General features: G+C 56.0%; 18 protein-coding genes. 14 read left to right on the top strand and 4 right to left on the bottom strand.

Annotation, left to right across the window (positions count from 1 at the left end; genetic code table 11):
• Position 1: 1 nt before the first annotated feature.
• Together H0485_RS17215 and H0485_RS17210 are read right to left on the bottom strand one after the other, a co-directional pair.
• The gene (locus tag H0485_RS17215; protein ID WP_226937178.1) at positions 2-310 is read right to left on the bottom strand and encodes a hypothetical protein; all 309 of its coding nucleotides are present in this window, start codon (positions 308-310) and stop codon (positions 2-4) included.
• A gap of 2 nt (positions 311-312) precedes the next feature.
• The gene (locus H0485_RS17210) at positions 313-492 is read right to left on the bottom strand and encodes a hypothetical protein (protein ID WP_226937177.1); all 180 of its coding nucleotides are present in this window, start codon (positions 490-492) and stop codon (positions 313-315) included.
• A gap of 229 nt (positions 493-721) precedes the next feature.
• Here H0485_RS17210 and H0485_RS17205 point away from each other — a divergent pair, with 229 nt between their 5' ends.
• The gene (locus H0485_RS17205) at positions 722-1,729 is read left to right on the top strand and encodes a hypothetical protein (protein WP_226937176.1); all 1,008 of its coding nucleotides are present in this window, start codon (positions 722-724) and stop codon (positions 1,727-1,729) included.
• Between the two features lie 61 nt (positions 1,730-1,790).
• Here H0485_RS17205 and H0485_RS17200 read toward each other — a convergent pair whose 3' ends face one another.
• Positions 1,791-2,219, bottom strand: coding sequence for a hypothetical protein (locus tag H0485_RS17200; protein ID WP_226937175.1), 429 nt, complete (start codon positions 2,217-2,219; stop codon positions 1,791-1,793).
• Between the two features lie 19 nt (positions 2,220-2,238).
• A complete protein-coding gene (locus H0485_RS17195) occupies positions 2,239-3,000 on the bottom strand; it encodes a ParA family protein (protein ID WP_226937174.1) in 762 nt (253 codons plus the stop codon).
• 550 nt (positions 3,001-3,550) lie between these two features.
• On the opposite strand from H0485_RS17195, the gene H0485_RS17190 reads away from it, so the two are divergent.
• The 13 genes from H0485_RS17190 to H0485_RS17130 all read left to right on the top strand — a co-directional run bounded on the left by H0485_RS17190 (position 3,551) and on the right by H0485_RS17130 (position 23,542).
• Positions 3,551-4,855: a hypothetical protein gene (locus tag H0485_RS17190; protein ID WP_226937173.1), complete on the top strand. Its 1,305-nt coding sequence runs from the start codon at positions 3,551-3,553 to the stop codon at positions 4,853-4,855.
• A gap of 66 nt (positions 4,856-4,921) precedes the next feature.
• Complete coding sequence (locus H0485_RS17185) at positions 4,922-11,671, top strand: strawberry notch-like NTP hydrolase domain-containing protein (RefSeq protein ID WP_226937172.1); 6,750 nt, start codon at positions 4,922-4,924, stop codon at positions 11,669-11,671.
• Positions 11,672-11,773: 102 nt separating this feature from the next.
• Positions 11,774-12,049, top strand: coding sequence for a hypothetical protein (locus tag H0485_RS17180; RefSeq protein ID WP_226937171.1), 276 nt, complete (start codon positions 11,774-11,776; stop codon positions 12,047-12,049).
• Entirely contained in the window at positions 12,046-12,486 is a 441-nt protein-coding gene (locus tag H0485_RS17175; protein WP_226937170.1) for a hypothetical protein, read from the top strand. The genes H0485_RS17180 and H0485_RS17175 overlap by 4 nt, the downstream gene beginning before the upstream one ends.
• Before the next feature lie 23 nt (positions 12,487-12,509).
• On the top strand, positions 12,510-13,265 hold the full coding sequence (locus tag H0485_RS17170; RefSeq protein ID WP_226937169.1) for a hypothetical protein: 756 nt from the start codon (positions 12,510-12,512) through the stop codon (positions 13,263-13,265).
• Positions 13,262-14,227: a hypothetical protein gene (locus H0485_RS17165; protein ID WP_226937168.1), complete on the top strand. Its 966-nt coding sequence runs from the start codon at positions 13,262-13,264 to the stop codon at positions 14,225-14,227. The genes H0485_RS17170 and H0485_RS17165 overlap by 4 nt, the downstream gene beginning before the upstream one ends.
• A 1-nt stretch (position 14,228) precedes the next feature.
• The gene (locus tag H0485_RS17160; protein ID WP_226937167.1) at positions 14,229-15,230 is read left to right on the top strand and encodes a hypothetical protein; all 1,002 of its coding nucleotides are present in this window, start codon (positions 14,229-14,231) and stop codon (positions 15,228-15,230) included.
• Positions 15,230-15,541, top strand: a complete 312-nt coding sequence (locus H0485_RS17155) for a hypothetical protein (RefSeq protein WP_226937166.1) — start codon at positions 15,230-15,232, stop codon at positions 15,539-15,541. Before H0485_RS17160 ends, H0485_RS17155 begins: the two co-directional genes overlap by 1 nt.
• Positions 15,538-16,080 carry a hypothetical protein gene (locus tag H0485_RS17150; RefSeq protein WP_226937165.1) on the top strand — a complete coding sequence of 181 codons (543 nt, stop codon included), beginning with the start codon at positions 15,538-15,540 and terminating at the stop codon, positions 16,078-16,080. The genes H0485_RS17155 and H0485_RS17150 overlap by 4 nt, the downstream gene beginning before the upstream one ends.
• Before the next feature lie 17 nt (positions 16,081-16,097).
• On the top strand, positions 16,098-17,753 hold the full coding sequence (locus H0485_RS17145; RefSeq protein WP_226937164.1) for a hypothetical protein: 1,656 nt from the start codon (positions 16,098-16,100) through the stop codon (positions 17,751-17,753).
• Positions 17,754-17,766: 13 nt separating this feature from the next.
• Complete coding sequence (locus H0485_RS17140; RefSeq protein WP_226937163.1) at positions 17,767-20,280, top strand: DotA/TraY family protein; 2,514 nt, start codon at positions 17,767-17,769, stop codon at positions 20,278-20,280.
• Positions 20,280-22,847, top strand: coding sequence for a TraM recognition domain-containing protein (locus H0485_RS17135; protein ID WP_226937162.1), 2,568 nt, complete (start codon positions 20,280-20,282; stop codon positions 22,845-22,847). Before H0485_RS17140 ends, H0485_RS17135 begins: the two co-directional genes overlap by 1 nt.
• Positions 22,848-22,912: 65 nt before the next feature.
• The gene (locus H0485_RS17130) at positions 22,913-23,542 is read left to right on the top strand and encodes a hypothetical protein (RefSeq protein ID WP_226937161.1); all 630 of its coding nucleotides are present in this window, start codon (positions 22,913-22,915) and stop codon (positions 23,540-23,542) included.
• The last annotated feature ends 1 nt before the right edge of the window (position 23,543 follow it).

Genomic DNA, 23,543 nt, shown 5'->3' with positions numbered 1-23,543 from the left:
CTTACTCCACCTGAATACAGACGCCTTTCATCTGGATAGTCAGGGGGCAAGTGACCACCTTTGCTGGACCAAAGAGCGGATTGTCGGGAACGAATACTACTTTACCAGAACCGCCCATACCTCTGTGAACAGAGACGTTATAAGCGCTGATTGGCTGTCCTCGATAATCCGCTGGCTCCGAGACGATTTCCAGAGTGAGCGACGTGATAGCAAGGGTGGCAAACCCCAGTGCGCCGATAAGCGCGAGGCGTTTGCCCTTGGGCAGTTCGCAGAGCCGCTTCACCAGATTTCTGAGAACGGCAGTATCCATTCTCACATCCCAGGATTGGGGTTGGCTTGCTCGGGGCGACCACCACCAAACACGCCGTATTCCTTCAAAGCGGTCTCAACAAAAACCTGCGTGGAAACCATGCCATCAGGACCGGCAGTGGTCGTTGAGCAGGCTGCGAGAGAGCCGCAAAGAGTGAGAGCCAGGGCGATCTTGCGGACCATTTTAAGCCTCTAATCATGTCTAACAACAAAATAGAGTTAGACATGAGATTGCCCCTATGTCAACGAAAACGTGGCTCTAAATTCTGAGCCAAGTTTTGCTGTTTGAAACACATCACACCCTAGTTTAACGAACACTAAACGTGGCTCAAAATTTGCTAGTGCATATGCACTTTGATATGCACTATGCTATGTATAGCGATAGACATTGCGATAGAGATTGGGGACTGACATGCCCGCAGCCGTAACCGCCGAGCGATACACCTATATCTTCGATCTGCTATGCGCCGAGCTGGGTCCGCTGACAGGCAAGATGCGAGCCAGAGCGCTCGGTGCTGAGGTTGCCACCAGGCGGCTGACAAAGGCTTCCCGCCGCCTCTATGCAGCAGCGGTGCGCTTCTGTTTGGAAGGCAATGGCGAAGAGCTTGCAGTATTCAACAAGGCACTAGAGGCGGCTCCAAAAGATGAAGCGCCAAAAGTGAGAAAGCAGTCCCTGCTTATCCCAGATGGTCTTTTTGAGACCATGCTGGAAATCTTGGATGACAACTCGGATCGGTGGTCCCGTGCGCAGCCACTCAAAGCACTTATCATGGGCGTCAGGCATTTTGGCCTGCGGCCCGTTGAATGGGAGAACGCTGAGTGGGCTAATGATGAACGCAGCACTCTTCTCGTCAAGAATGCGAAGTATGCCGATACAGTAATCAGTCGTGGTCCGAATGCAGGTGCAGTTTGGCGTAGGGGAAACGGCGAATACAGAGAGCTTGAAATTGCAGAAGAGCATGGTGAAGTCATGCGGCAGATCGCAGATAATGCGATGGCAGCTATCCAAGAGTTCCCCTACTCGGATGAAATAAACTCCGCCACTTTCAGAAGAACCCACAAGTGGGCTTTGCAAGTTGCCGTCGCAGAGTTTGACTACCCCTCAAAGATCATTGAGAATGTGACGGTCTATTCCTATCGACATGCCTTCTCTTCCGATGCAAAAGCGTGTTTCGATATTACTGATGGTGAAGTGGCGGCGCTTATGGGCCACATCAGCACAAGCACTGCTGTTACCAGTTATGCCCGTAAAACTGCACGGTCAGGTGGATTGAAGATCCAACCATCGGCAAACTCTATAGAGCGTGTGAAAGTTCGTGATGTAGTCTTGCTTGAGGATTATAGAAAAGAAAAAGAGGCGGCAAAAGCCACCTCAAAAGAAACCACCAAAAAGCCCCAAAACCCTAGCCCGAGTATGTGACTTTCAGATCATAGCATTCCAGACCAGCCCCCAAATAGCAGGGGCTGGAATGCCGGTGAATTTACTTCTCCGATTTCTTAATCTGATCGTAGAGATCGAGCAGCAAAACAAGCCCGTCCCATTTAGCTTTGAAGTTATGCTCTTCAAGCAGATCATTGAACCGCTCGGCCACTTCTTTAGGCGCACGGATGAAGATGTTTTCGACCTCGGGCTTTACCCTTGTTCTGGGCCGAATTGCAGCAACCGAAGGCGCAGGTTTAGCCTCTTCCTCTGGGGTAGCTTCTGCAATTTGTTCCTGCGCCTTCTCTTCTGCGGGCTTTGATAAAGACCCACTGAATACCTGACGAGCATTGGCATCGAGTTGAACGCGCTTTTCACCACGCGGAATTTCAACTTTAGCTGCCGGAGGTGGTGGCGGGGCTTTCGGGGTCTCGCCAATCATTTCGCCGGATAGAGCCTCTGTCAAACCAGTGCTTATCTTCTTGCTCATAGTTTACCCCCCTGCCCTATCAAGCTGCCGCCAGTATCGAGAACAGCTCGTCACAAAGTTCTGAGCTGCGTTGAATACCGCGATCGAGCTGTGCGATTTTTTTGGTTACTTCTTCCTTCTGCCGGTTTTTGGCATTTGCGAGAGCTTCAAGTTCTTTTACGAAGTCTGCGCGTATCTCTTGGAGTGTCTGACGCTTTCCCCAAATGTCTTTGAAGACAGGGCCGCCATAGAGTGTATTCTTGAAGCGCGGCAGGTTGTTGGAGTCGATCTCTTCAATCGTGATCTTCTCCCAGCTTTCTTTGACCGCACCACTCGCCGTCTGGTTCACGAGAAGCCGATACGGCATCTTGCGCCCCATGATCTTCGATTGGCTATTGATGAATTTCATCAACTCAATCAGCGCGCTCGCATCAAGCGGTGAAGGGGTGATAGGGATTACTGTCAAACCAGCGATTGAAGCCGCTTTCGTCAGCAGCATGTTCTGGGAGCCTTCGCAGTCCAGAATGGTGAAGTCGTAATTTTCTCTGCTCGCGTCTACTGCGTCAAAGAACCCATCCTCACCTCCGATCTCTTTCAGACCTTGGGTGTCCCAGGGGAGAGCGTTATCTTCGGAGTTCTCACGAGCTTCTTTCAACTTCATGAAGGCTCGGTTCGGGTCCAGATCGAGAATTTGAACCGTCAGGCCGCGATTGGTGATTTCGTTTGCCAACAGGAAGGCTGTCGTCGTTTTTCCGACGCCGCCTTTGATATTGGCCGTGCTGATAATATGACCCAGTGCCATTCTTCTACCTCGTCTGGGCGGTGGTAGCGCCCGTGGTTATGCTCGGGGTTGAGCCTAAGCTGACGGCTCGCGCTAGGTCAATCGCTAGGTATTGTGCAAGCGATATGCAAAGCGCAAGCGCTAGACCTATCAATATCACTATCGCTAGGCATATTGCAAGAGCTATGTATAGCGCTATGCCTATCAATATGCCTATGCCTATCGCAATGCCTATACCTATGCCTAGTGCTAGTGCAAGCGCTATGCAAAGCGCTATCGCAATACATATGCAAATACATAGCGCTAGGCCTATGCAAAGCGCTATCGCAAGCGCTATGCAAAAAGCATATGCAAAAGCCATATGCAAAAGAGCTAGAGCAGTTGCACCAATCCCGCGCTGCATACTTGCAGGGAGCTGTGGTTCACACGGGGTATCAGCATGTAAACAACAAAATGATTTTTACCCGATTGACCAAACACAATATAGAGGTTTACACTTTCCGTGCCTCGGGGCGTCCAGTGCGCCCCCCGTAGGAATTTGTCAGGGCCTCGGGCCAACAGGAGAAGTCCAATGTCGAAGTTCTCTTTCAAGCGTGATGATGAAGGCTCCGAAGGTCGTCGCATCGTCAATCACGGCGAAGTCCCCCTCAAGATCACTGCGATAAATGCGGCCACCAATTCAGTGACCGGCGTTGACCTGCGCAAAGACGATGGGTCTGAGGTGACGATCTCGATGGTTAGTGTCGGAGAGTATGCCGACTTTTATACCAACCGTAACCGCTTCACGAATGCCCAGGCTCGCACAGAAGAGGCCAGCAAGCAGCTCGCCAAACAACCCACGGCCAAGGGCCTCGGGCGCAATGGTGTTGAGATCGGTGACGTGGTGCAGATGCAGTCGGTCAAAGAGCTGACAGATGGCAAGATTGTCGCCCGCTGGATGAACGCTCTGACGACTGACGGGCAGGCCAACGACGCCTACAAGCGGATGCAAATTCAGATCAGCATTCCCAAAGACAACGCCTCGACCGAAGGGAAATATGAGCGCCGCGCTGCTCGCGCATTCGACATTGAAGCAACTGTGCCAGCCACTCGTGAAGCGCTTGAGAGCATGACCGATGGCCGTGTGCGCCGCGATGATGGCCGCGCCCTTGAAGGGGCTATGCGCAACTCTGTTCTCGTGGCGATCAGTGACGGGGTTGATACCAAGTCCGTCGCGGTGGACATGGGCTGGGACCGTCAGAAGAACCAACCGGCCACGGGCGTTGAAGCGCTCTTTAACCGCGACCTCGACAATTTCAACTATCGTCCGATGGCGGCACTTGCTGGCCGTGTAGGTGTGCCGTTTGAGAACCTGAAATTCCTCGATGGCAATGCTCGCAATGGCATTCAGGATCACGATGCCGCCCGTGCTGCCGCGCAGGAATACTACGATGCTGGCAAGCGTGGTGACGTGGGGGTGACAATCACCCCAGGCTTCGTTGGGGATCTGATGGTCCACATCAAGCAGAACATCATGGCCCGTGAACAATCCGCTGCAAAGAGCAGCCGCGCCGTCTCGCTGTCTGAGCGGGGCTTCTTTACGGCAGACGTGGCAATCATGTCCTCGCCCGAGCGCGTCTCCAACGACGGGGAAGTGCGCGGCCCGCAGTCGGCCTTCAAGCAAATTCTTCCGGCTGAGTTCCTGCACCCGACCGCAGACGAAAAGTTCGTTCGTCGCAAAGCCTCCGACCTCGGCCATGACGCGATCACTGCCGCTATGGACAAAGATCGCAACGCGGTCTTCGCGCCCAACCCGACCTACAAGCCTTCCGAACCCGCTCCCAAGCCGGAAGAGCCGGAGAAAGCCCGCTCTAATGAGCTTTCACCGGATTACTGAGCAGCCAAGGAAACGCGGCGGGAGCGGCGAACACAACGCCGCTCCTTTGGTATTGAGGACGGATAAATGAGCGTAGTTCACATTCCACGCGCCGAAGGGCGTATCAGTGGCTTTCCCGTTCCCCCGAACCGCTTTGACGGCCAGAGTATCGGTCTGGCGGTTTCGATAGATGAACGGATTTCTGATTTTTCTTCGGTGGTCAGCACATTGCGGCGGGCAGCGAATGCGCAAGGGACGCCCATTGTGGGTGAGCTGCGCATGGCGTCGGGTGAGCGCGTCTTCGGTATGAGGATGCCAGCCGATCCCGCCCAGCTTTTCATCCAGATCGGTCTTCGACCTGACGACGTGCGCCGGAGCATGAACGCTGTCGATCTGCGCGACAGGGGGGAAGTCTTTTCCCGCTTCGAGGCAGGCGCAAGGCACTACGATGAAGCTGGTGAAGGGCTGTTCGCCCCACGCGAGCTGACATGGAATGTCCGTGGTCGCATCATCACGCAGCGTATGTTTGGCCGCACCATCGAGACCCCTGACGGTCCCTTGGCCGACTTCGGGCGTAACGAGGATGGGCGCAGAAACGATGCCGGTGAGCGAGCGCCGCTCTTTGGCAAAGCGTCCACCCCGCAGGATTGGTCCATCATCGCCCGCTCTGTGATTGCCCGCATTGACCGCGATCGGATCGAGCGGATTTCAGGCCGCGATATGCTCAACCTCTATGATGCCGCACTGGGGGAGACTGGTGCGATCTCGAAAGATGCTTTCCGTGAGCTGATCGAAGAGGAAATGGCTGGCTCCATCGCAGCTCGTAACGCGCAGGGCCGTCCGACCGCGCACCGTTTTTCTACTGCGCTGCCTGCCCATGAGGATCGTGGCGGCACTCGCCTAGTGCTGGCACAGTTCTCGACCCCTCCGGCTATCGGCCAGATTGCTGCCGAGTATTTGAAGCCGAATGGCAAAGTCGTCTTGGAGCCGTCTATCGGTAACGGGGTGCTGTCTGCTCCGACCGCGCAGTATGGTGGCCTTGTCATGGGCCTTGAGCTGGATGAAGCCCGCGCTGCCCGCGCAACCCGTGCGCTCAATCGTGGCGAGTCCATGAGCATTGTGAAGGTGGGCGATGCTTTCGAGCCGCAAAGCTATCCCAGCTCGCCTGCACACCCCGAAGGTCTGTATGACGCTGCCCTTATCAATCCGCCCTATAAACGGCTGGCAAACGAGGAAGACGATACAACCAAGCGTCAGGTCTATCTGCGCTCGCTCGATGTAAACCTGACGACCAATTATGCTGAGTTGCTGGTGGCCGCGCAGGCGGTAGACCGCATTCGCCCAGGCGGTGCTGCGGTCTTGGTGATGCCTGCGAATATGCTCGACCCCACAATGGTCATGCCAAAGCAGCGCCAGACCCACAACATGCTCAACATGGCCTTTGAGCGTGTCGAAGCCGTAGCGCTTGATGCTTCCCTCTATCGCGCAATGGGGGCCAATTTCCCGACGGTGGTATACTTCTGCGAGGGCAAGCGTGAGCAGGGCAATGTGCCGGAAATGGGCCAACTGCCTGCAATGCTGCCCGCAAGCTACCCCATCGCAGCGAGCTACAGCGATTTCTTCCAAGCTGCTGACCAGATAATCGCCCGCAGCCAAGTCGAAGTGCTTTCGGAGGCGGAAGCTGAGAACAATCGGGTGGCCTTCGCTGCCGCTCGTGCCGGTGCGCCGGTTATTCAGATCACACAGCCTGAACCTGCGCCCGCAGCGGGGCAGGGGGCTGGCGAGCCTGTCGCCAGGCCCGATCCGCAGCCTGAGCCGCCAATCGCAACGCCCGAGCCTCCGGTGGGCGGCGCTGGGCCGTCTTCGGGGGTATCAGGCCCCTCTGGCAGTGGCGGGGCCGGCTCCCCCTCTGGGGGCGCTTCTGGGCCTGCCGGTGGCTCTGGTGGGGCAGGGGGTGGTCGTCCGACTGCTCCCGTGCAGCCTGACCCGATCGTGCCGCCAAAAACTGAGCCCGATCCTGAGCCTGAACCTGATCCTGTGGCGCCCGCGCCTGTAGAGCCGGAGCCTTTCAGCGCACCTCCAAAAGAGGATGAGCTGGCGCTTCCGGCAAATTATCATGTCCTCGATAATTTCGATGATGACGCGCTGACTGTCAGCTACACGCCCTTCACGCCGAAGAGCGCTGGGAGTGTTGTGATCGAGCGGGCGCTGGAAGGCGCGACCTATGCCGCTCTGCGCCATGTGGTCAGCCATAAGGGCGATCTGGGCCGCTATGTGGCCTCCAAGCTCAACTATGACCCTGAATACCTGCTGTCGGATCAAGGGCCTCTCAATGGTGCGCAGATCGACGCTCTGGCGCTGTCGTTCTTCAACCGTGAGCAAAAGCGGGCCACGATTGTTGGCGATCTGATGGGGGTGGGTAAAGGCCGGACGATGGCCGCTCACGCCTATAACGGTTTGCTTGAAGGACGTGCGGTCCTGATGATGTCAAACAAGCCGCACCTCTTCCGCGATCTTGCGGTGCGCGATCTCAAGGCAATCTCGGGGCGCGATTTCAAAGACCTTCTGGAAAGCAAGGTGGCTCGACCGTTCATCATGAACAGCACGGAAGAGGCTGCGCTGACCGAGAAGGACGGCAAAACCGTCGTTTTCCAAACGATGGCCGCAGAGCGCAATATGGCGAAAGAGAAGGGCGAGGTTAGCCAGGACTATAACCTCGTCATGAGCAGCTATTCCCAGTTCCAGACGGCAGCAGGGGTTTGGAAGGCTGACGCGATCACGGAATGGATCAAAGAGGCGGCGCGGCGCAATCCTGAGAACCCGCCTGTTCTGCTGCTCGATGAAGTCCATGAGGCGGCAGGGCCTGACAGCCGCACCGGCATCATCATGCGCCGGATGCTGGATGAAGCCGAAAAGGTTGGCGCGGAAATCGTCTTTTCCTCTGCGACTTCGATGAAATCGGGCAAAAACATCGGCATCTACCGTCAGGCTCTGCCGGAAACGGGTCTGTCGATCGAACAGCTCACGGGCATCATCGAGCAAAACCCCTTCGCCATGCAGGAAGTCCTGTCTACAGAAATGGCGCGATCGGGGGCGCTTATCCAACGCAAGCTCTCAAGCGCTGGGGTGCGCCGCGACATGCGGTTGCTTGCAGATGTTGACCCTGAAAAGCTCGATGAAGCGCGGGTGATGACCGACGATCTTGCGGAGTTCCTGCGCGAAGCGATTTCGATGGGGCAGGACATTAAAGAAGCCGCGATCCGTCAGGCCAAATCCCAGTTTGGCGGGCTGTTGAGCGGTTCTTCGATCGAGAACAAGATGACGGTCGATACTGTCTCGCCCGCGGCCTCCTTCGATGCGATCTCGCGCTACTATCTGATCTCGATGAAAGCCCGCTTTGCAGAGGATCTTCTGAGAGAGATCACGGCGGCAGGCGAGAAAGCAACCGTCCTGCAAGAGTTCACTGGCGACAGCGTGACTGAGTTCCTGCTGGAAACGAATGGCTACAACCCGCGATCTGCGCTTCCAAAAGAAGGCGTTGTGGTGAACGAGCATCCCAATATCGGGCATGTGGTCAAGCGGATGGCCGAGCGGATGCTTGAGGTCAAAGGCACGGATGCAATGGGCAATGCCATTGGGTTTAAGGTGCAGGGCTTCGACGGCTGGCTTGCAGACTTCACGGAGCGAGTGAACGGCTCCGGCTTTGAGAAGTGGCGCGTCAACAGCTTCGACGCGGTGCGCGAGGCTTGCGAGAACCTTGGAATGACTTTTGAGGACATTTCAGGGCGCAAGTTTGAGATCATGACCGAGGGCGATAAGGTCATTGTCCGCAATCGGGAAATCCCGACCAAGATGGCAGTGGCTGACCGCTTCAACAACGGAAAGACCGATGTGCTGATGCTGACTTCGGCAGCAGCAACCGGCATGTCGCTGCAAAACTCTCCGACAGAGGGTGTGGACCTTCGCACCCGTGCGATGCTCTTCCTGTCCTTCCTCAAGAACATTGCCTCTCATACACAGGCAGAGGGACGTATCGACAGGACGGGCCAGCTCACGCCTCCGCACTATGTCATCCCCAACACCGGCTTTGTGGCCGATGACCGTCTGGCAAGCCTGTTCAACCGTGGAAGCCGTAACCTTTCTTCGATGACCTCCGGCTCGCGTGAGAACGATCGGACGATTGAAGAGGCCGTGGACCTGCTCAACCCCGTTGGCGATATGGCAGTTCGTGCTGTCCTGAGACAGAACCCCGATCTGGCGGAAACCCTTGGGATACCCGTTGGCAAGAGCGGGGAGATCGACGCAGGCGATCTGGGCCGCAAGTTACTTGGGCGAGCCTTCATTCTGGGGGCCACTGAGAGCCAGGACGTGCTGGCCGATGTGGACCTGATGGCGAAGACCATCTTGCAGGATTTGGAAGCCCAAGGGGAGAACCCGCTGAAAATCGGCCGCTATGACTGGAAGGCTGAGATCGAGACGATCGAAGTCCTGCATGATGGCGATGAAAACAGTCTGAGCCTCGCAGACCAGCCCCTGAGCTTGGTGGAAATTCGCCGTCAGGAGCAAAGGGAAGTTATGGCTGCAAGGGGGGTGATTGAGCGGATCACCGAGACGGCGCAAAAGGCGGAAACCTCTTTCCAGACCATTGAAGAGCAGTTCCGCATCAGCGCAGCTATGAAGCCCCGCAAGATGCACTACCAAGCCGACGCATGGGACTTCGATCATAAGCTCTTTGACGGGCTTGCTGGCCGACAAAGCATGGAAGGCAAGCTCGTGAACGACGCTGCCTTTGAAATGGAGACGCCCGCCGTTGTTCTGAACGCCCTCCAGCGGGCCTTTGCCAATGAGCGGCTGATGCTTGTCCGTATGCAGGGTAAGCCCAACAACTACGAGCCAAACTCGGACGAATTTAAGGAGCTGATCGAGAAGGCGGCTGATGGGCTGCGCAAGAAGTATCAGCCTCGTGACGAACACGGGCGGGTAGACCAGCACACTTTGGAAGGCAAGCGACTGCTGGCGGATGAAGAGGGCAAGCAGATCATCGACTTCCTCAATCAGCGCGGGGCCGATGGGAAACCGCGTAAGGAAGTGGAGAGCCTTGAGAGGGCTGTCCGTATGACCATGCGCCGAACCGAGCAGGTTCACCGGCTCATGGAGTTCTCAAAGGTTGTAGAGCCTGGACGGCTTATTTCGATCAACACCAAGGCTCTCGATTCAATGGTGGCTGGGCGACTGGGTGAGCTGTATCGCCAAGCTGAGTTCTCCGAAGAGGACCGCATGGGCCAATGGATACCTGCGGTGGTGATCTCGGCCAAGATCGACAGCGACAGCCCTACGACCCTCTCGAAGAACAACATGAGGATATTTGTTCCAGGCGAAGCTGGGGCATTCCAAGTGTCGTTCTCGGAGCTGCGGTCAAACCTCGCATTCCGTGGGGGAGAGCAGGAGAACGCTGTTGAGACCTTCCGAGCCTTCGCAGATGACGCCTATCGGCAACTTGTGAGCGGATCGGAAAGCGCGGCCACCGTGATGAAGGAGTGGCTTGGAGAAAACGTCCATCGCTTCTCCGGCATCATTAAGGAATACAGCCAAGCAGCTCGCTATGCCAATGACGCCGAGGATGAAGCCCAACTGACGCGGATAGTGGACAAGGAAGGCCGTCAGGGCGCTGGGGCCAAGCTGTTCACCGACATTTCGGAGTGCCTGCCCAGAGGCTTTGTCACCAGAAAGCGCTTTGGCTTGATGGGCAACCTCTTCACCGCAATGTCGGCTGTCACGGCCTCAAACAGCAGAGAGAAGAACCTTGGCGAGAAAGCTGTCATTACTGACAGGGATGGCAACAACGTCAACGTGATCCTGCTCAACGAGTCTGGGCAGAAGAATGCGGTTGAACGGGTCAAGCAGAAGGAAAAATCACGATCACACCCACGTCCTGACCTTCGCGGCTCCCGTGAGGCGATCATGGCAGAGATCGAGCTTAACTTGCTTGTTCTGAGCCGTGGTTATCAGAACATCTTTTCTCGGACGCGAGAGCTGCGGGCTGATGAACAGCAGACCCTAAATTCAGCGCTGGGCAAGATGTTCCCCGATACCTTCGGAACACCTGCGGGTCAGGCATACCTGAACCGCAATGGGGGCGATGTTTTGCATAGACTGATGGCGAAACTGAAATCCGATGTGACCTATCCGGCCTCGACTTTGCTTGGCGGCGATCTGTGGCGCTCTATCTCTGATGAACAGTCGCGCAAAGTGAAAGAGAGCAAGGGCAGGATGCAGTTTGAGGCTCCGGCTTCCTATACTGTGATGAACAGGGGCGGTGACGGGCCAGAAGGCATGGTATCCGTCACCTCGACGCTCTCTGCTCTGACCATCGCCCGAGGTCTGTCTACGCTGGATGACCGGCAGGCGGTGCTGATGTATGGGGATGACGGCCTGCGGCTGGTTATGCGCAAGACGCACCCGCTTGCCCAGTCGGGGGAGTTCTCCGATCTCGTGCAGAATGCGAATGAGACCATCTATCTCGATGGCTCAAGCGCAAAAATGACCCGAGGCACTATGGCTTTCACCGCAACCAAGGACAACGAGCAAGCTCTGGCCCGTGTCGCTGAGTTCGTTGCCAAAGCCTCCGCTGGGTCTGAGAGCGTCCCTCTCGGTGGTGGGTTCAGCCGAAACATTCATGCAGCGGCTGTAGCGGTCGCGGATGAATTTAAGAAAGAGCAGGAGAAGGCGCTTAGAGCTGAGAAGCAGCGCGAGGCTGACCCGCAACCATCAACACGAGACATGGATGCGGCCCCTGACCAACCCCCGCCCCGAGTATCTATGGGATTAGGGAGCTGAAAAATAAAGGTGATGGCGGGGCTTTGTGCCTCGCCATTTTCGTTGCGGAAGTGCGATTTGGATGTAATATAGAAATTGTTGTTTACACTTCCGAGGTGGTGAATGTCGGACCCGAAGATCACTGAATATGCAGAAAAATTGCGGGCGCTGGGCGACGCAATGTCTGCATCTGCGCCTTCGGGTCGGCGCACAGCGTTTTCCCTTGTCGATCCCTCCACGGGTGAAATCGCCGGTCCAAGGGAGCCGCATTTCACAATTTTCTACAATGACAGCCCAAAATGGGTGTTAGCCCTGGGTATCGGAAATCCGCTGCTTATGAGCGTTGTCGCGGAGATCGAGGACGCTTTGGACCCCCTGAGTGAGAAGGTGAAATCATGAAATCGTATCTCAAGACCACAATGACCGCCTTTGCGTTTGTCGCGTCGGCCAGCACTGCGATGGCTCAAGCGGCAGACGGATGCCTTGTAGAGCAAGCCGCGAAAGCTGCGCTCGATCGTGAAATTCAGCTTATCAAAGCCACCGCAACCGATGTTGAGGCCACTTTCAATGGTCCCGATGGATGTATCGACGGCTCGATCTTCAACGACTTCGACCTCTCGATGGCTATTCCCGACCTCGCGGGGATGCTCACGAGCATTTCGACCAACTTCATTCAGGACGCAATCCAGAACGCGAAGAACAAGGTCTGCAAGCAGATCAACGATCAGATCCAAGACGTGGTGGGCAATGCGTCGGGTGCGGTCAGCACGTTCAACTCGGGCCTTTCCGATGAACTGCGTGGCGTTCTCGACAACGGCTGGGATATTTCGCTGTGATTGCGCGGGCGGCAATCGCCTGTGTGGCTCTGAGCGTCGTCGGGGCCTCTTCGGTCAGCGCACAGACGTATGAGACGGCGGCTGCTGCCCGTGCAGTCGCTTTTGAGCGGCTTGTTTCGGCTGTTCGTATCGAGACCCGCCAAGAGTCCTATGGGGCGCAGCAAGTCACCTCTGCCGAGGCTGCAAGCTATAAGGCAATGGCAACCAGCTTTGGCGAAGTAGACCGCGCTTTGCAGGTGCGTGAGGCCATGCGGACCTATGAATCCATGCAGACAGCCATTGGTGGCGCTTGCGCAGATGTGGAAGCCAACAAGCTCGCAGGGCGAGCAGGGCAAAACAACGCGGACATTATGGCCGCAATCACCGAGCAAGAGCGGAATTGGGTGCAGGACGGTGGCTCCCGCGTGAGCATCATGGCTGGAACGCAGTCTGCCCGCGAGAGCTTCCTTTGCTCCGCTGATGAAGCTGCGGCGGGTCTTTGTGTCGAGGGCGCTCACTTGAATTTCGGCGCTATTGCAGCAGGCGATACAGACGCTTCCCCCTTCCTGCTTCGTAGCAATGGCGGCGCTCGCAGCTATGGCAACATCGAGGCGCAGGTTGGCATGATCTACATGGATACCCTGTTGCCGCTTCCGAGCATCGCACCGTCCGGTGCGGATAGCGAGCTGGCTGACCGGATCAATCGTGCCGAAGCCATGCGCCAAATGGCGATTATCTCACTGGGCCGCGCATCCGTGGGCGGCATTATCGTGCGTGGTTTGGAAGGAGGCGTTGAATGAAACGCTTTTTGAAGACGGGTTTTTGCGCTCTGGCACTGATGCTTTCGACCACCGCAGCTCATGCGATTACCTGTGCAGGGGTTGAGGCTCGCGTCAATTCGCGCACCTCTTCTTTGCAGGCGAGTGTTCTGGCAACCATCCAGACGCGACAGGCTGCTCTTGTTGCGCAGGAGCTTCTTGAGCGCCAGCGTCTGCTCTCTGCCGTTAAAGTCCTGACGATGCAGATGGCTCAAAGCTCGCAGCAGGAGATTGTCTCCAATCTCGCTGTTTCAAAAGCAATGGGCCAGACCATCGTAGAGCAGTCGATCGCGGATCAGACCCGTGAAGCGATCAGAGACTATGGCAACACCGGCTTTAACGCCTGCGGTCTCGTTGAGGCCGGATACCGTGTCGATGAAGCCCTGAACACCGCCGACACCGCGAGGGGCGCGATCACCACCGAGATTGCAGAGCGTCATGCTATTCGCACTCGTGAGGACTATGACCGTGAATCGCAGCGCTGGTTTGAAGAGGCGCAGTCGGGTGATGCGCCCTCTGCCGCAGCTCTGTTCTCTGGTGATGCCGATGAAGCCCGCCGCTATATCAGCATGGTCATGGGGCCACCACGCGCACCACGCGCAGATGAAGGTGTTGGCGGCAGCATCGACCGCGCCATTGCTCTTCGTGACATAGCCCGCCAATCCGTCACGGCTTATGTCTTGGCCGAGATCGCCTCTTCGCAGCGCGTGGAAGTCGCACTGCGGGACATGACCCGTGAATGGCTTGGTGAGGACGGGGGCGAGGCTTGGTTTGCAACCCAGGCTGCATCGCCCGCAAGGGCAGTCCTTCTTGATACGGCTCGGATCGAAGCGGCCAACGTCGCTATGAAAGCAAACAGCGTCCGCCGCGTGATGCTTGAGGAAATGGCGCTTTCTACTTTCGCCCTCGCCTATGCCGATCGTCTGACGGAAGGAGGCAACTGATATGACCAGACTTCGCAGTATTGCTTTCGGTCTCGGAATTGCAGCTTTTCTGCCGTCAGCGGTTCTTGCTGGTGGCGCGACTTGCTCGGTCAACGATGGGATTTGGCAAGCAGGTCACTCTGGAACCCAGTCAGCACTGAACGCTGCCGTGAACACAATGGCGGCAACGGTTGCAACGCAATCGCAGATGACCAATGAACAGCTTATTTCCGCCGTGCGGCTCGCAACGCGCCAGCGCTCTGCGGCCAGTGCGCGTGAGGCGGCTTTTGGTAAATCCTCTGCTCAAGGGGTCGCGCAAGTTTATGCGGCCCAGCAGGCGGCAGAACGGATCGCTGAGGCCCATCGGACTTATGGCCCACAGGGCCAAGCTGTCGGCTCATGTGATATTATCGAACGGTTGCAGCAAACTGACGTGGCCCTGACGACACTTGGCTCACGCGCTTCCGAGATCATGAACAGCGGTGCGCTCTACTCTGCCCCTGGCTCTACTGTTGAGACAGGTGAAGCGATCGCAGCCGCGCTGCGCTACGACACGCCGGAGGCGGTATCTGCCGAAGCATTCCTTTCCCCAGACACCCCTGATGCAATCAAAGATGCTTTCATGAACAACGTGATCGGCTTCCCGCCGGTCAAACCGCAGAGCATCACCGGCCCAGGCGATCGCTTGACGATGATGACTGCGAGACGCGCAGAAGCTGTCCGATCCCCTGCGATTGTCTCGCTGGCCGCTGTCCGTGCAGCACGGGAAGAAGGTGGTCACTTTGATGATGCCTCTGGAATGTCGGCAGATGAAGCCTTGTCATGGTTGATTTCTCGCTATGGCGGTGGGGATGAATACGAGGAATGGTCAGCCGCTCTCGTAACCAAATCCGAGGTGGGCCTTGCCAAAGAGATCGCTCGCTTGCGGGCAATCGCTCTTGGCCTCGAAAACAGCCTTTCAGGGTCTAACGACCGGCGCGAGGCTGTCATTGCAGCGCTTCTTGGCGCAGAGGCGGTGCGCTGATGGCAAGAGGGGACAGCATCTTTCGGATCTTCGATGAAGTCGCTCGGTTGGAGCGGGCCGATGATTATGGAAACCACACCGCTGAAATCAATGATGTGAGCCTGATCTGGCCCGAAGCACTGGCCGAGCTGCTTTATGTCCCGAAGGATGCCCCCCTCGCACAGAACATGGCTGTCTTGGCTCACAGGCTGAGTGCATTGCAGCCGGAAATCTTCGTAGAGCTGCCAGAGCTGATCGAAAACGCTGAGAGCGCCACAATCGTTCACCAAGAGGGCCTGGACGATAACTTGGTCGAGGAAGAGCAGGAATGAACAAGCAGGCAATCAACCACGGCCATGACGAAATTCAAAAGCTCTCCCGTATGGGGGTGCGTCGTCTTACCCAGCCGACCATCGAAACTCTGCTGCTCGATCGACTTCTGTTTCCGCGTCGTGGGCCGGATCACAAAATCACCGGAGACGGCAATTTCATCATCGTCGTGAAAACCACTGTTGCTCCCAAGGGGGGCGAAGGGGCCATTAAGATCAAGTGGCTCTATGTGGAATGGGAAACTGGGAAAGACACTATCCTTATAGCCTCCGGCAACTGGGAACATCACCCAGGCGGAACCGGAAAAATTGATCTCTCCGCAGTCGGCGTTGTGAATTGCAATCGTGATGCGATCAAATTCGATACCGCAGCCCGCGTGACCGTGGCCTCCGGCAATACCGTCGTGAAGCTGAAAAGCCTCAACGAGCGCGAGTTCTACTCACTTATCAGCGAATTTAACGGGCAGGGCCGCGACGGATTTTCCGTGCAAACCGGCAAACTCCCGAGAGCAAAGGCCGCGTCAGTGGCGCAGCCTGCGTAAACGGAAAGGATTAAGCTATGGCGACCCCCAAATGGTTCGATCTCTCAAGCCTCGATGCGAAAGTAGAGCGTGTCAGCTTGGGGCGCGGCGTCTTCAATCTGCGCCTTGAAGTGACACCCGATCGGCTTGAAGGCATGACAGATGCAGACTTGCTCGACGCAGGCTGGGTTGAGGAAGACTACCTGCCGAATGGCCGAAGACTGCTTGTAAATCATCGGACCATGACGGACACGCGGTCCATTGCAGACGCCCTGAGCCAGTTTTTCTCCCGCGATGAAATTGTGGCTTCCCGAGCGCCCCAAGACATGATGCGTCAGAATGAGCGCATGGATGGCCTTGAAGAGCGCAGGATCATCGAAGAGGTATCCCTAGCAGATCAGGTCACGATGGTTGAGCCGGAAAGCCGTGACCGGATCATGAAAGCGGTGATGGCTGCTGCGGCAGATCAGCGAAAGAAGCTCAATTCCGAAAAGGGAAACCTGCTCGATGGTCGTGGAATGGAGGTCTTTCACGCACTCGTGGATCACGCAGAAAAAGCCGTATCAGGCCCTTCGACCGATCTGGTGAAGGGCCATGCAGCTATGCTCGGTGCGCGTTTCATGCAGCTTTATGCGACGAAAGGCGTGGATCACTCGGGCATGATGGAGACCGCGCTGGCCCAGAAGTATCTGGCAGCAAAGGACGCCAACGATGTAGCGGGTCAGAGCGAGGCTATTGCGGCGCTTCACGACAGCGTTCAATCAGGCCGTGGCCTCAATTCCCTCTCACAGATCAACGTCATACTGGGCGAGGATTTTGCCAAATCTGAACCGCGTGAACGTGTGGCCCTTGCTGCGATCAGATATAACGGTGTGCCGATCGCACCGTTTGGTGGTCAGAATGTTCGCCTTGATGAACGCACGACGCTTGAAAGCATCCTGCGTGATCTGCCCTTCAAGACGATCCGAGACAACTCCATGCCGACCCGTGAGCTGGCAAATTATGCAAAGGCTCTGAGCCAGGCCACGAATTATGTAGCCGAGCGCTTGGGGTTGGAGCCGGATGCCCTGCTCCCAGAGCAGGAGAAGCTGCCGCTTCGCTTCAACATGGGTGCAGTTCTCTACGGTGGGAATGCTTCGGGTGTTATGCGGCATATGGACCGCAGCGGGGTGGCTGGCACGATTGGCGAAGACGGCCAAATGCGGCGTGGTGCGCTGACCATCGCGGTTTCTCTGAAAACCCCAGGCTCATTCGTTCACGAGCTGGCACACGCCATCGACTTCGGGAATGCGCTCTCCAAGCAGACGCGGGAGCAAATTTTGGAGCAATCGGGGCTTTTGAACCGTATCCAAAGCGAGATCGGTGCGCAGTATCGTGCAGATGACGAATACGGCCAGTATCTTCGCTCGCCTCACGAGATTTTCGCCCGCGTCTTTGAAGCGTCTATGGTCAACCATGCTTTGAGCAAGGGGGACCGCGAGCTGCAAGGTCTGGGCGGGCAATATGCGGTCAAACCCACAGATCACTTCGCGGCGCGAGGGGATCTTGAGGCGACAGAAGAGTTCCTGCGCCTCGTGACCCAAGAGCTGAATGCTCGCCGCTCGATGGCCTACGAGAAATCTAAAGGCGTAGAGCGCGAGCCTGCACCGGAAGCTACGCAACCGGCTAATTCGACCATTTCACCTTCGATCTGAGAAAGAGCCGCCAATGGAAGAGTTCACGGAGCTTGGTGATCTGTTCGATCCCGCAGTGGGTCAAGGTGGGGGCGGCTTGGCCGTCGCCCAGCTTGAGCGCATTTTCGGTTCGATCATCCGTCTCGTCCAAGGCGGTGAAGTTACAAACGACGGCGATAGCTGGCTTGTTGCCGCAATCGCCCTGTTTAATACCGCTGGACTCTTCCTTGTAATCGGGGTCGGGCTTTACACCCTTCTGACTGTGGCTCTCGATACAGCGAATGATGGCAAAACCTTCGGTCAACGCACCGACACGCGCTACACCATCATGCGGTCGGCTATGGGGGCGATTTTCTTCATTCCGGTTGCTAAAGGCTTCACCATTGCGCAGATCGCTCTGCTCTGGCTGATCGTTCAAGGGTCTGCCCTTGGTGACAAAGCCTGGTCCCTGATCGCGGAACGTAGCATTGAGGGGCAAAACTTTGTTCAAACGTCCAGAATTTACGGGACAGTCGATGCAGCAGTTTCGGGCCAGTTCGCTGATGCCCTTAACGCATTGGTTATAGGCAACATCTGTGCAAACGGACTCAACTCGATCAACCGTCAGGTCAGCGGCGCTGCTGACGATGTAATTGAGTTCGACAACACGCCTGAAACCGTCACCCGCAACGAATTTGCTGTAGATCATCGGGGGGACAACCCGATCCGCAAGATCGTTTTGACCCATCGCTGGCAGGATACCTCGGACAGCTATCGCGGCTCGGACAATATCTGCGGATCGGTTCGATTTGAGCAGACCATCACCTTTGATGAATCCGGCCATGACCTCTTTGATGGGCTGCGTGGCGTAGCTGCTGGCCGTCTGGTTGCCAACTATACCACGGCAATGAACCAGCTTGCTGATGATGCCGCAGCTATCGCCAACCGGATCAGAATGCGTGACAGCGAAAACGCTATCCGCCAGCAATCTGTCGCTGCGGTGCGCCGCGCCCATGCCACCTATATCACAAGCATGGAAGAAGACCTGTTCTCTGGGACGGGGGCTGATGATCTGCAAGAGGCAGTGCGGGAAGTGCAGATCAATGCCATTAACCGCGTGACCGAAGATGGCTGGGTTCTGGCTCCGTCTTGGCAGCGAGGCATTAGTTTGGCCGTTGCGGAGTATCGTTCAACTCTTGGGTCTCTGTCTCTGGACATTAAAGCAGAGAATAACGCAGCCCGTTACATCTCGAATAATGCTTTGGATTCTTCGTTCTTTGGTGGACGTGACGCCAATCCGATTGCCACGTCTGTAATGGCGGAAATGAGCGAGAACCAGACACGCTGGGCGACCACGGCCAATGCAGTTGCATCGGAAGTTCGCCGTAACGGCGCTGGTGCGACAGGCCAGCAGGGTGGTGTAGATGAAGTCGATGGCATCATAACCAACCTGTTTGGGATGCTCATTGATCTCTTTGCTGTGCGTGATGACGGCGGCTATTCCGATCCAATGATCGACGTGACCGAATATGGTCATGGCCTTCTCTATGCGGGCGGTGCGCTTTCAGCAGCAGCCGCAGTAGCCGATTGGGCTCCGCTTGCCGGTGCAGTCACTGGTGGGGTTGCAGGGTTTGCGATCGGTCAGTTCGTTTCCGATATGAGTGATGTGGTCCTCAAACCGCTAGGATGGGGGCTTTTGGTAGCGGGTTTCATTACCGCCACTCTCATTCCTCTCCTGCCCTTGATCTACTTCTTCTCGGCAGTGATCTCTTGGCTGATCCTCGTTGTCGAAGCGATGTTTGCCCTACCGCTTGCGGTGATGACGCTGTTTACCCCAGCTCGTGAGGGGACACTGATCGGTTCTTGGAACCGCATTCTTCTGACGATTTTTGGCGTGTTCTTGCGGCCGATTTTTACGGTCATCGGCTTCTTCTTCGGGATGCTGTTGATCGCAGTTGCTCTCGATCTGGCCTACGTCCTGTTCCGAGACATGATCGTGATGATGCAGGCTCAAGGTTCGATCCTGCGGATATTGGGGCTGCTGGGCCTTGTCATGGCCTTCCTCATTGTCAGCTTCTACACGGTCCTCATTGGCAGCGGCATGATTACACAGATCGGTGATGGCGCGATGGCTGCTATTGGCGTGGCGTTCTCCAACAGCCAAGGCGCGATGGATGTTGGTAGTCGGGCAGATTCGGCACTGAACGTAGGTCGGGCTATTCGCCCGATCCCTCTGGGACGCCTCGGCGGTGGGGGAGCAGGTGGCGCACCCTCGCGTCTGCCTAATGCTCCCGCTGGCGGTGGTGGCGGCGGCGGTGGTGCAGGAGCTGGTGCGATTATCCCAGGGGCGGGTCCGCGTGGTAATATGGCAGCTCACGGCATGAGAGCGCCAGGGGCAGTGGCTTCTGCCGCTCGTGGCGCAGCAGCATCGGCGGCTACTAAGGGGAGCGCTAGCACATGGGGGGGGCGCGTAGCGCAGCGTGCTGGGCAAGTTAAAAGTGAGGTGAAAGACCACTTCACAGAGCAACCAGGCAAGCCCTCGCGTGGTGATAAGGGAGGGGCAAACTGATGGCGAATACAGGTAGACAGTATTCCGGTGTCAGGCGTGGTCAGGAAGTAAGCCGTGCCGCCCGCCGTGAAGACACGCGGAAGTTCGGCCAAAAGCTCTACCAATGGAGTTCGACCGAGAAAGGAACCGTGGGGATCTTCGGACTGATTGCTGGGGCCTCCCTTTTGCTCTCATGGGCGCCCTTCATTCCAGAGGCTCTGTTTCTGACTGCTCTGGCTTTGTTCTTTAAGTATTATGCTCTCAAAAAGCGCAAATGGTCCTTGCCTATGCGCGTTCCAGCATATCTCTCGAAGCGCATGAAAAGGCCGGTTGTGGATGCGACCACAAACAGCACCGGCAAAGCCAATCTTATGCTCGGAATGGACCTAGAATCTGCCGAAGAAGTCTGGCTGGATACGGAAGACGTGAACAAACACGCCCTGATTATCGGGACCACAGGTTCGGGTAAGACAGAAGCGATTATGGGTCATTATGCTGGCTTTTTGGCTTTGGGGTCTGGTGGTCTGATTGTTGACGGTAAAGCCTCGGTTAATACATTCGACTCCGCATATAAAATTTCACGCTATCTTGGACGTGATGCAGACCTCTTCGTGATGGATTACCTGACTGGCGGAAAAGACATTATCGGGCCGCAGCAACACAGACGTTCACACACCTATAACCCTCTGGGCTTTGGTGGTTCCGCACAGAAATCTGAGGTAATGGTTTCTTTGCTCGATGGCGAAGATGATATGTGGAAGGGTCGTGCGATCCAGTTCCTTGAGGGTGTAATACCTCCTATGTCGTTTCTTGCAGAACAGGGATTTGTTCTGCTGAACCCATCTTTGATCGCCAGCTATCTCAACCTCAATGTGATCGAAAACTTTGTCCTCTTCGGACTGATCCAAGACCTGAATGGAAAACTGGTTTGGCTACCAGAAGAATACCCATCCATCTGGAATGCGCTTCAATCTCGAATGAGCGCACTCAAGCTCTATCTCGATGGTCTGCCCAGCTTTAACCTCACGCGCTTCAATGAGCCGATCTACGTCTCCGGCATGAACATTGATGAATATGAGGCGCTGAAACCTCGCATCATTGCCAAGCGCGATAAGTCTCTTGAAACACCAGGCGACAAGCAGCAGCGCGGAGAAACCGAAAAGCAGCACGGCTTCATCACCATGCAGCTAACCCGCTCCATTTCGTCTCTGAAAGATAGCTACGGTTTCATCTATAACGCAGAAGTTGGCGAGATCAGCTATTACGATGTGGTCCTGAACCGCCGATCTTTGATGGTGCTTCTGCCTTCCCTCGAACGGTCTCCGTCCAACCTCTCAATGCTGGGTAAGATGACCGTCCTTTCGGTCAAGTCCGTTCTCGGTGCGCTTCTGAACACAGCGCCAGAAGGATCAAGAAGGCAAATTATTGAAGGCAACCCCTCCAACTCTTCGATCCCCTATCTCTGCGTCCTTGATGAAGTGGGGTATTATGTGGTTCCAGGAACAAGCGTCATTCCCGCGCAGGCTCGCTCTATGGGTGTGGCGGTCTATTTCGGGACACAGGATATTCCGTCTCTCTCCAAGGGCAGTGAAGCAGAAGGTAAGGCGATCCTCGATAACACTGCATTGAAAATGATTGGTCGCGTAACGAGTGATGCTGAATCGGAGACGAGCAGGACGGCTATTCAGCTTGCCGGAAAAGTCAGCACCCAAGTTGCTTCCAGTATGGAGTTCAAACGGGATTCACTTGGCATTCATAACTCTTTGAAGCTGACAGAAGGCAGTTCTTTGGATGAAGAGTTCCGCATCAGCTATAACGATCTTACCAGACAGGAGAATGGTGAGTTCCACGTCCTGATCGGGACAAAAGAATTCGATCAAACTGGTAAGGAATCTGGTGGGCAGCGTCTGGCTCGTATCCTTTCGTTCTACACCGGCAATGTGCCTAATGTGGATACATGGCGCAGAAACCCATACGTCACTGTTAAAAGTCCCTCGGTTGCTGAAATCAATCTGCTCCGAGAAACTGAACGTGCAGAGCGGCGTTTCCGTAGTCGTCTGGCCGATTTGCTTGAAGGGCCAAGCGAGGGTCTGCTTATTCAGCTCCGAACCGCGCAGGAGACGATTTTTGGAGAGTTTTATGCGTGGCGAAAGGCTCAAATTCAGTCTGGCTCATGGGCCAAGTTGAAGGTGGAAGAGAAGCATAAGGCGATGGCTGATTGGATCAGGTCGCGGAATGATCGCATCCATGCACAGATCGAATGGGCAAAGACGCAAGAGCAGGCAGCAAAGGTCATCGCCCAAGCTAAAGCTGCCGCTGAAATGATAGGAGATAATACGGTTGCCTCCGGCTTGCTTGCCGAAGTGTCCGCTCGTTGGTCAAATACCTCAACCGCTATATCACTGGAAAAAATTGCCAAGACCTACCCTGATCTTGACGCAGATGCTCTTGCGAAGGGATCACCCTTGGTGGGGCAATACCTCGCAGGTGCGTTCGATCGTCATGGTGAAGGGGATCTTCGCAAAAAGCAAAACCTTGATACCATCAGAAGCATGAGCCGATCTTTCGCAGAAACGACCGACGCATAAAAAAAGTAACGAATGCCCCTTTTTTTCTCGATTTGTGACCCCATATGTGATAGGAAGGCAGACCAATGAACCAGAAGGAGGATGCTGACATGAACGCTGCTGCTACGCTGCACCCGTCGTCTGACGGCCTGTTTGGCCGCGTCCTCGGTTGGTTTAATGATCGTTCTGCTAAAGCTGCGCTCCGCAAGGACGCCGCAAAGTGGGTGCAAAGCCTTGGTGAAGCAAAGGTTAAGGCGCTTGTTGAGGATGTGCCTTTGCCAGAGGATATTTTCTCTGGCGTCCATACCTACACCAAAGAAGAAAATGATGCCGCGCAGGAAATCTATCTGGCCTATGCGGATAAACACTACGCAAATGAGAGTGCAGAACGTCGAAAAGAGCTTGCCGCCTGGATGCTTTATTGGCGGCTTCGTCAGTGGTCGTCTGAAACCAACCACGAGCGTTTGGGCGCTGTGATAGCTAAAGACGCTGCTCGGCGTGAAGCCTATAGGGCAGACTACGATGCTCGCCTCAATGCTGCCGCTGCTGCTGATGCAACCACTCCGGCCAACCGGAAGGCATATGCAGAGCAAGCCTATCGCAACACCGGCAAGTATCTCACCAATACGGGCCGCGAGCTGACGCAGGACGAGCGTTACCAGCTTGGCCTGCCAAGTGTCCGTGAGCAGAAGTCCGGCCTCTTGGACGCTCGCTGAT

The organism is Pseudogemmobacter faecipullorum, from assembly GCF_020539525.1.
GTDB lineage: Bacteria > Pseudomonadota > Alphaproteobacteria > Rhodobacterales > Rhodobacteraceae > Pseudogemmobacter > Pseudogemmobacter faecipullorum.
The sequence above is the reverse complement of the archived record's forward strand: the minus strand, read 5'-3'. Positions and strand labels throughout refer to the sequence as shown.

What these genes read in the sequence shown, in the direction of transcription:
- H0485_RS17215 (WP_226937178.1), bottom strand. Translation starts at nt 310, where the DNA reads ATGGATACTGCCGTTCTCAGAAATCTGGTGAAGCGGCTCTGCGAACTG.
- H0485_RS17210 (WP_226937177.1), bottom strand. Translation starts at nt 492, where the DNA reads ATGGTCCGCAAGATCGCCCTGGCTCTCACTCTTTGCGGCTCTCTCGCA.
- H0485_RS17205 (WP_226937176.1), top strand. Translation starts at nt 722, where the DNA reads ATGCCCGCAGCCGTAACCGCCGAGCGATACACCTATATCTTCGATCTG.
- H0485_RS17200 (WP_226937175.1), bottom strand. Translation starts at nt 2,219, where the DNA reads ATGAGCAAGAAGATAAGCACTGGTTTGACAGAGGCTCTATCCGGCGAA.
- H0485_RS17195 (WP_226937174.1), bottom strand. Translation starts at nt 3,000, where the DNA reads ATGGCACTGGGTCATATTATCAGCACGGCCAATATCAAAGGCGGCGTC.
- H0485_RS17190 (WP_226937173.1), top strand. Translation starts at nt 3,551, where the DNA reads ATGTCGAAGTTCTCTTTCAAGCGTGATGATGAAGGCTCCGAAGGTCGT.
- H0485_RS17185 (WP_226937172.1), top strand. Translation starts at nt 4,922, where the DNA reads ATGAGCGTAGTTCACATTCCACGCGCCGAAGGGCGTATCAGTGGCTTT.
- H0485_RS17180 (WP_226937171.1), top strand. Translation starts at nt 11,774, where the DNA reads ATGTCGGACCCGAAGATCACTGAATATGCAGAAAAATTGCGGGCGCTG.
- H0485_RS17175 (WP_226937170.1), top strand. Translation starts at nt 12,046, where the DNA reads ATGAAATCGTATCTCAAGACCACAATGACCGCCTTTGCGTTTGTCGCG.
- H0485_RS17165 (WP_226937168.1), top strand. Translation starts at nt 13,262, where the DNA reads ATGAAACGCTTTTTGAAGACGGGTTTTTGCGCTCTGGCACTGATGCTT.
- H0485_RS17160 (WP_226937167.1), top strand. Translation starts at nt 14,229, where the DNA reads ATGACCAGACTTCGCAGTATTGCTTTCGGTCTCGGAATTGCAGCTTTT.
- H0485_RS17155 (WP_226937166.1), top strand. Translation starts at nt 15,230, where the DNA reads ATGGCAAGAGGGGACAGCATCTTTCGGATCTTCGATGAAGTCGCTCGG.
- H0485_RS17150 (WP_226937165.1), top strand. Translation starts at nt 15,538, where the DNA reads ATGAACAAGCAGGCAATCAACCACGGCCATGACGAAATTCAAAAGCTC.
- H0485_RS17145 (WP_226937164.1), top strand. Translation starts at nt 16,098, where the DNA reads ATGGCGACCCCCAAATGGTTCGATCTCTCAAGCCTCGATGCGAAAGTA.
- H0485_RS17140 (WP_226937163.1), top strand. Translation starts at nt 17,767, where the DNA reads ATGGAAGAGTTCACGGAGCTTGGTGATCTGTTCGATCCCGCAGTGGGT.
- H0485_RS17135 (WP_226937162.1), top strand. Translation starts at nt 20,280, where the DNA reads ATGGCGAATACAGGTAGACAGTATTCCGGTGTCAGGCGTGGTCAGGAA.
- H0485_RS17130 (WP_226937161.1), top strand. Translation starts at nt 22,913, where the DNA reads ATGAACCAGAAGGAGGATGCTGACATGAACGCTGCTGCTACGCTGCAC.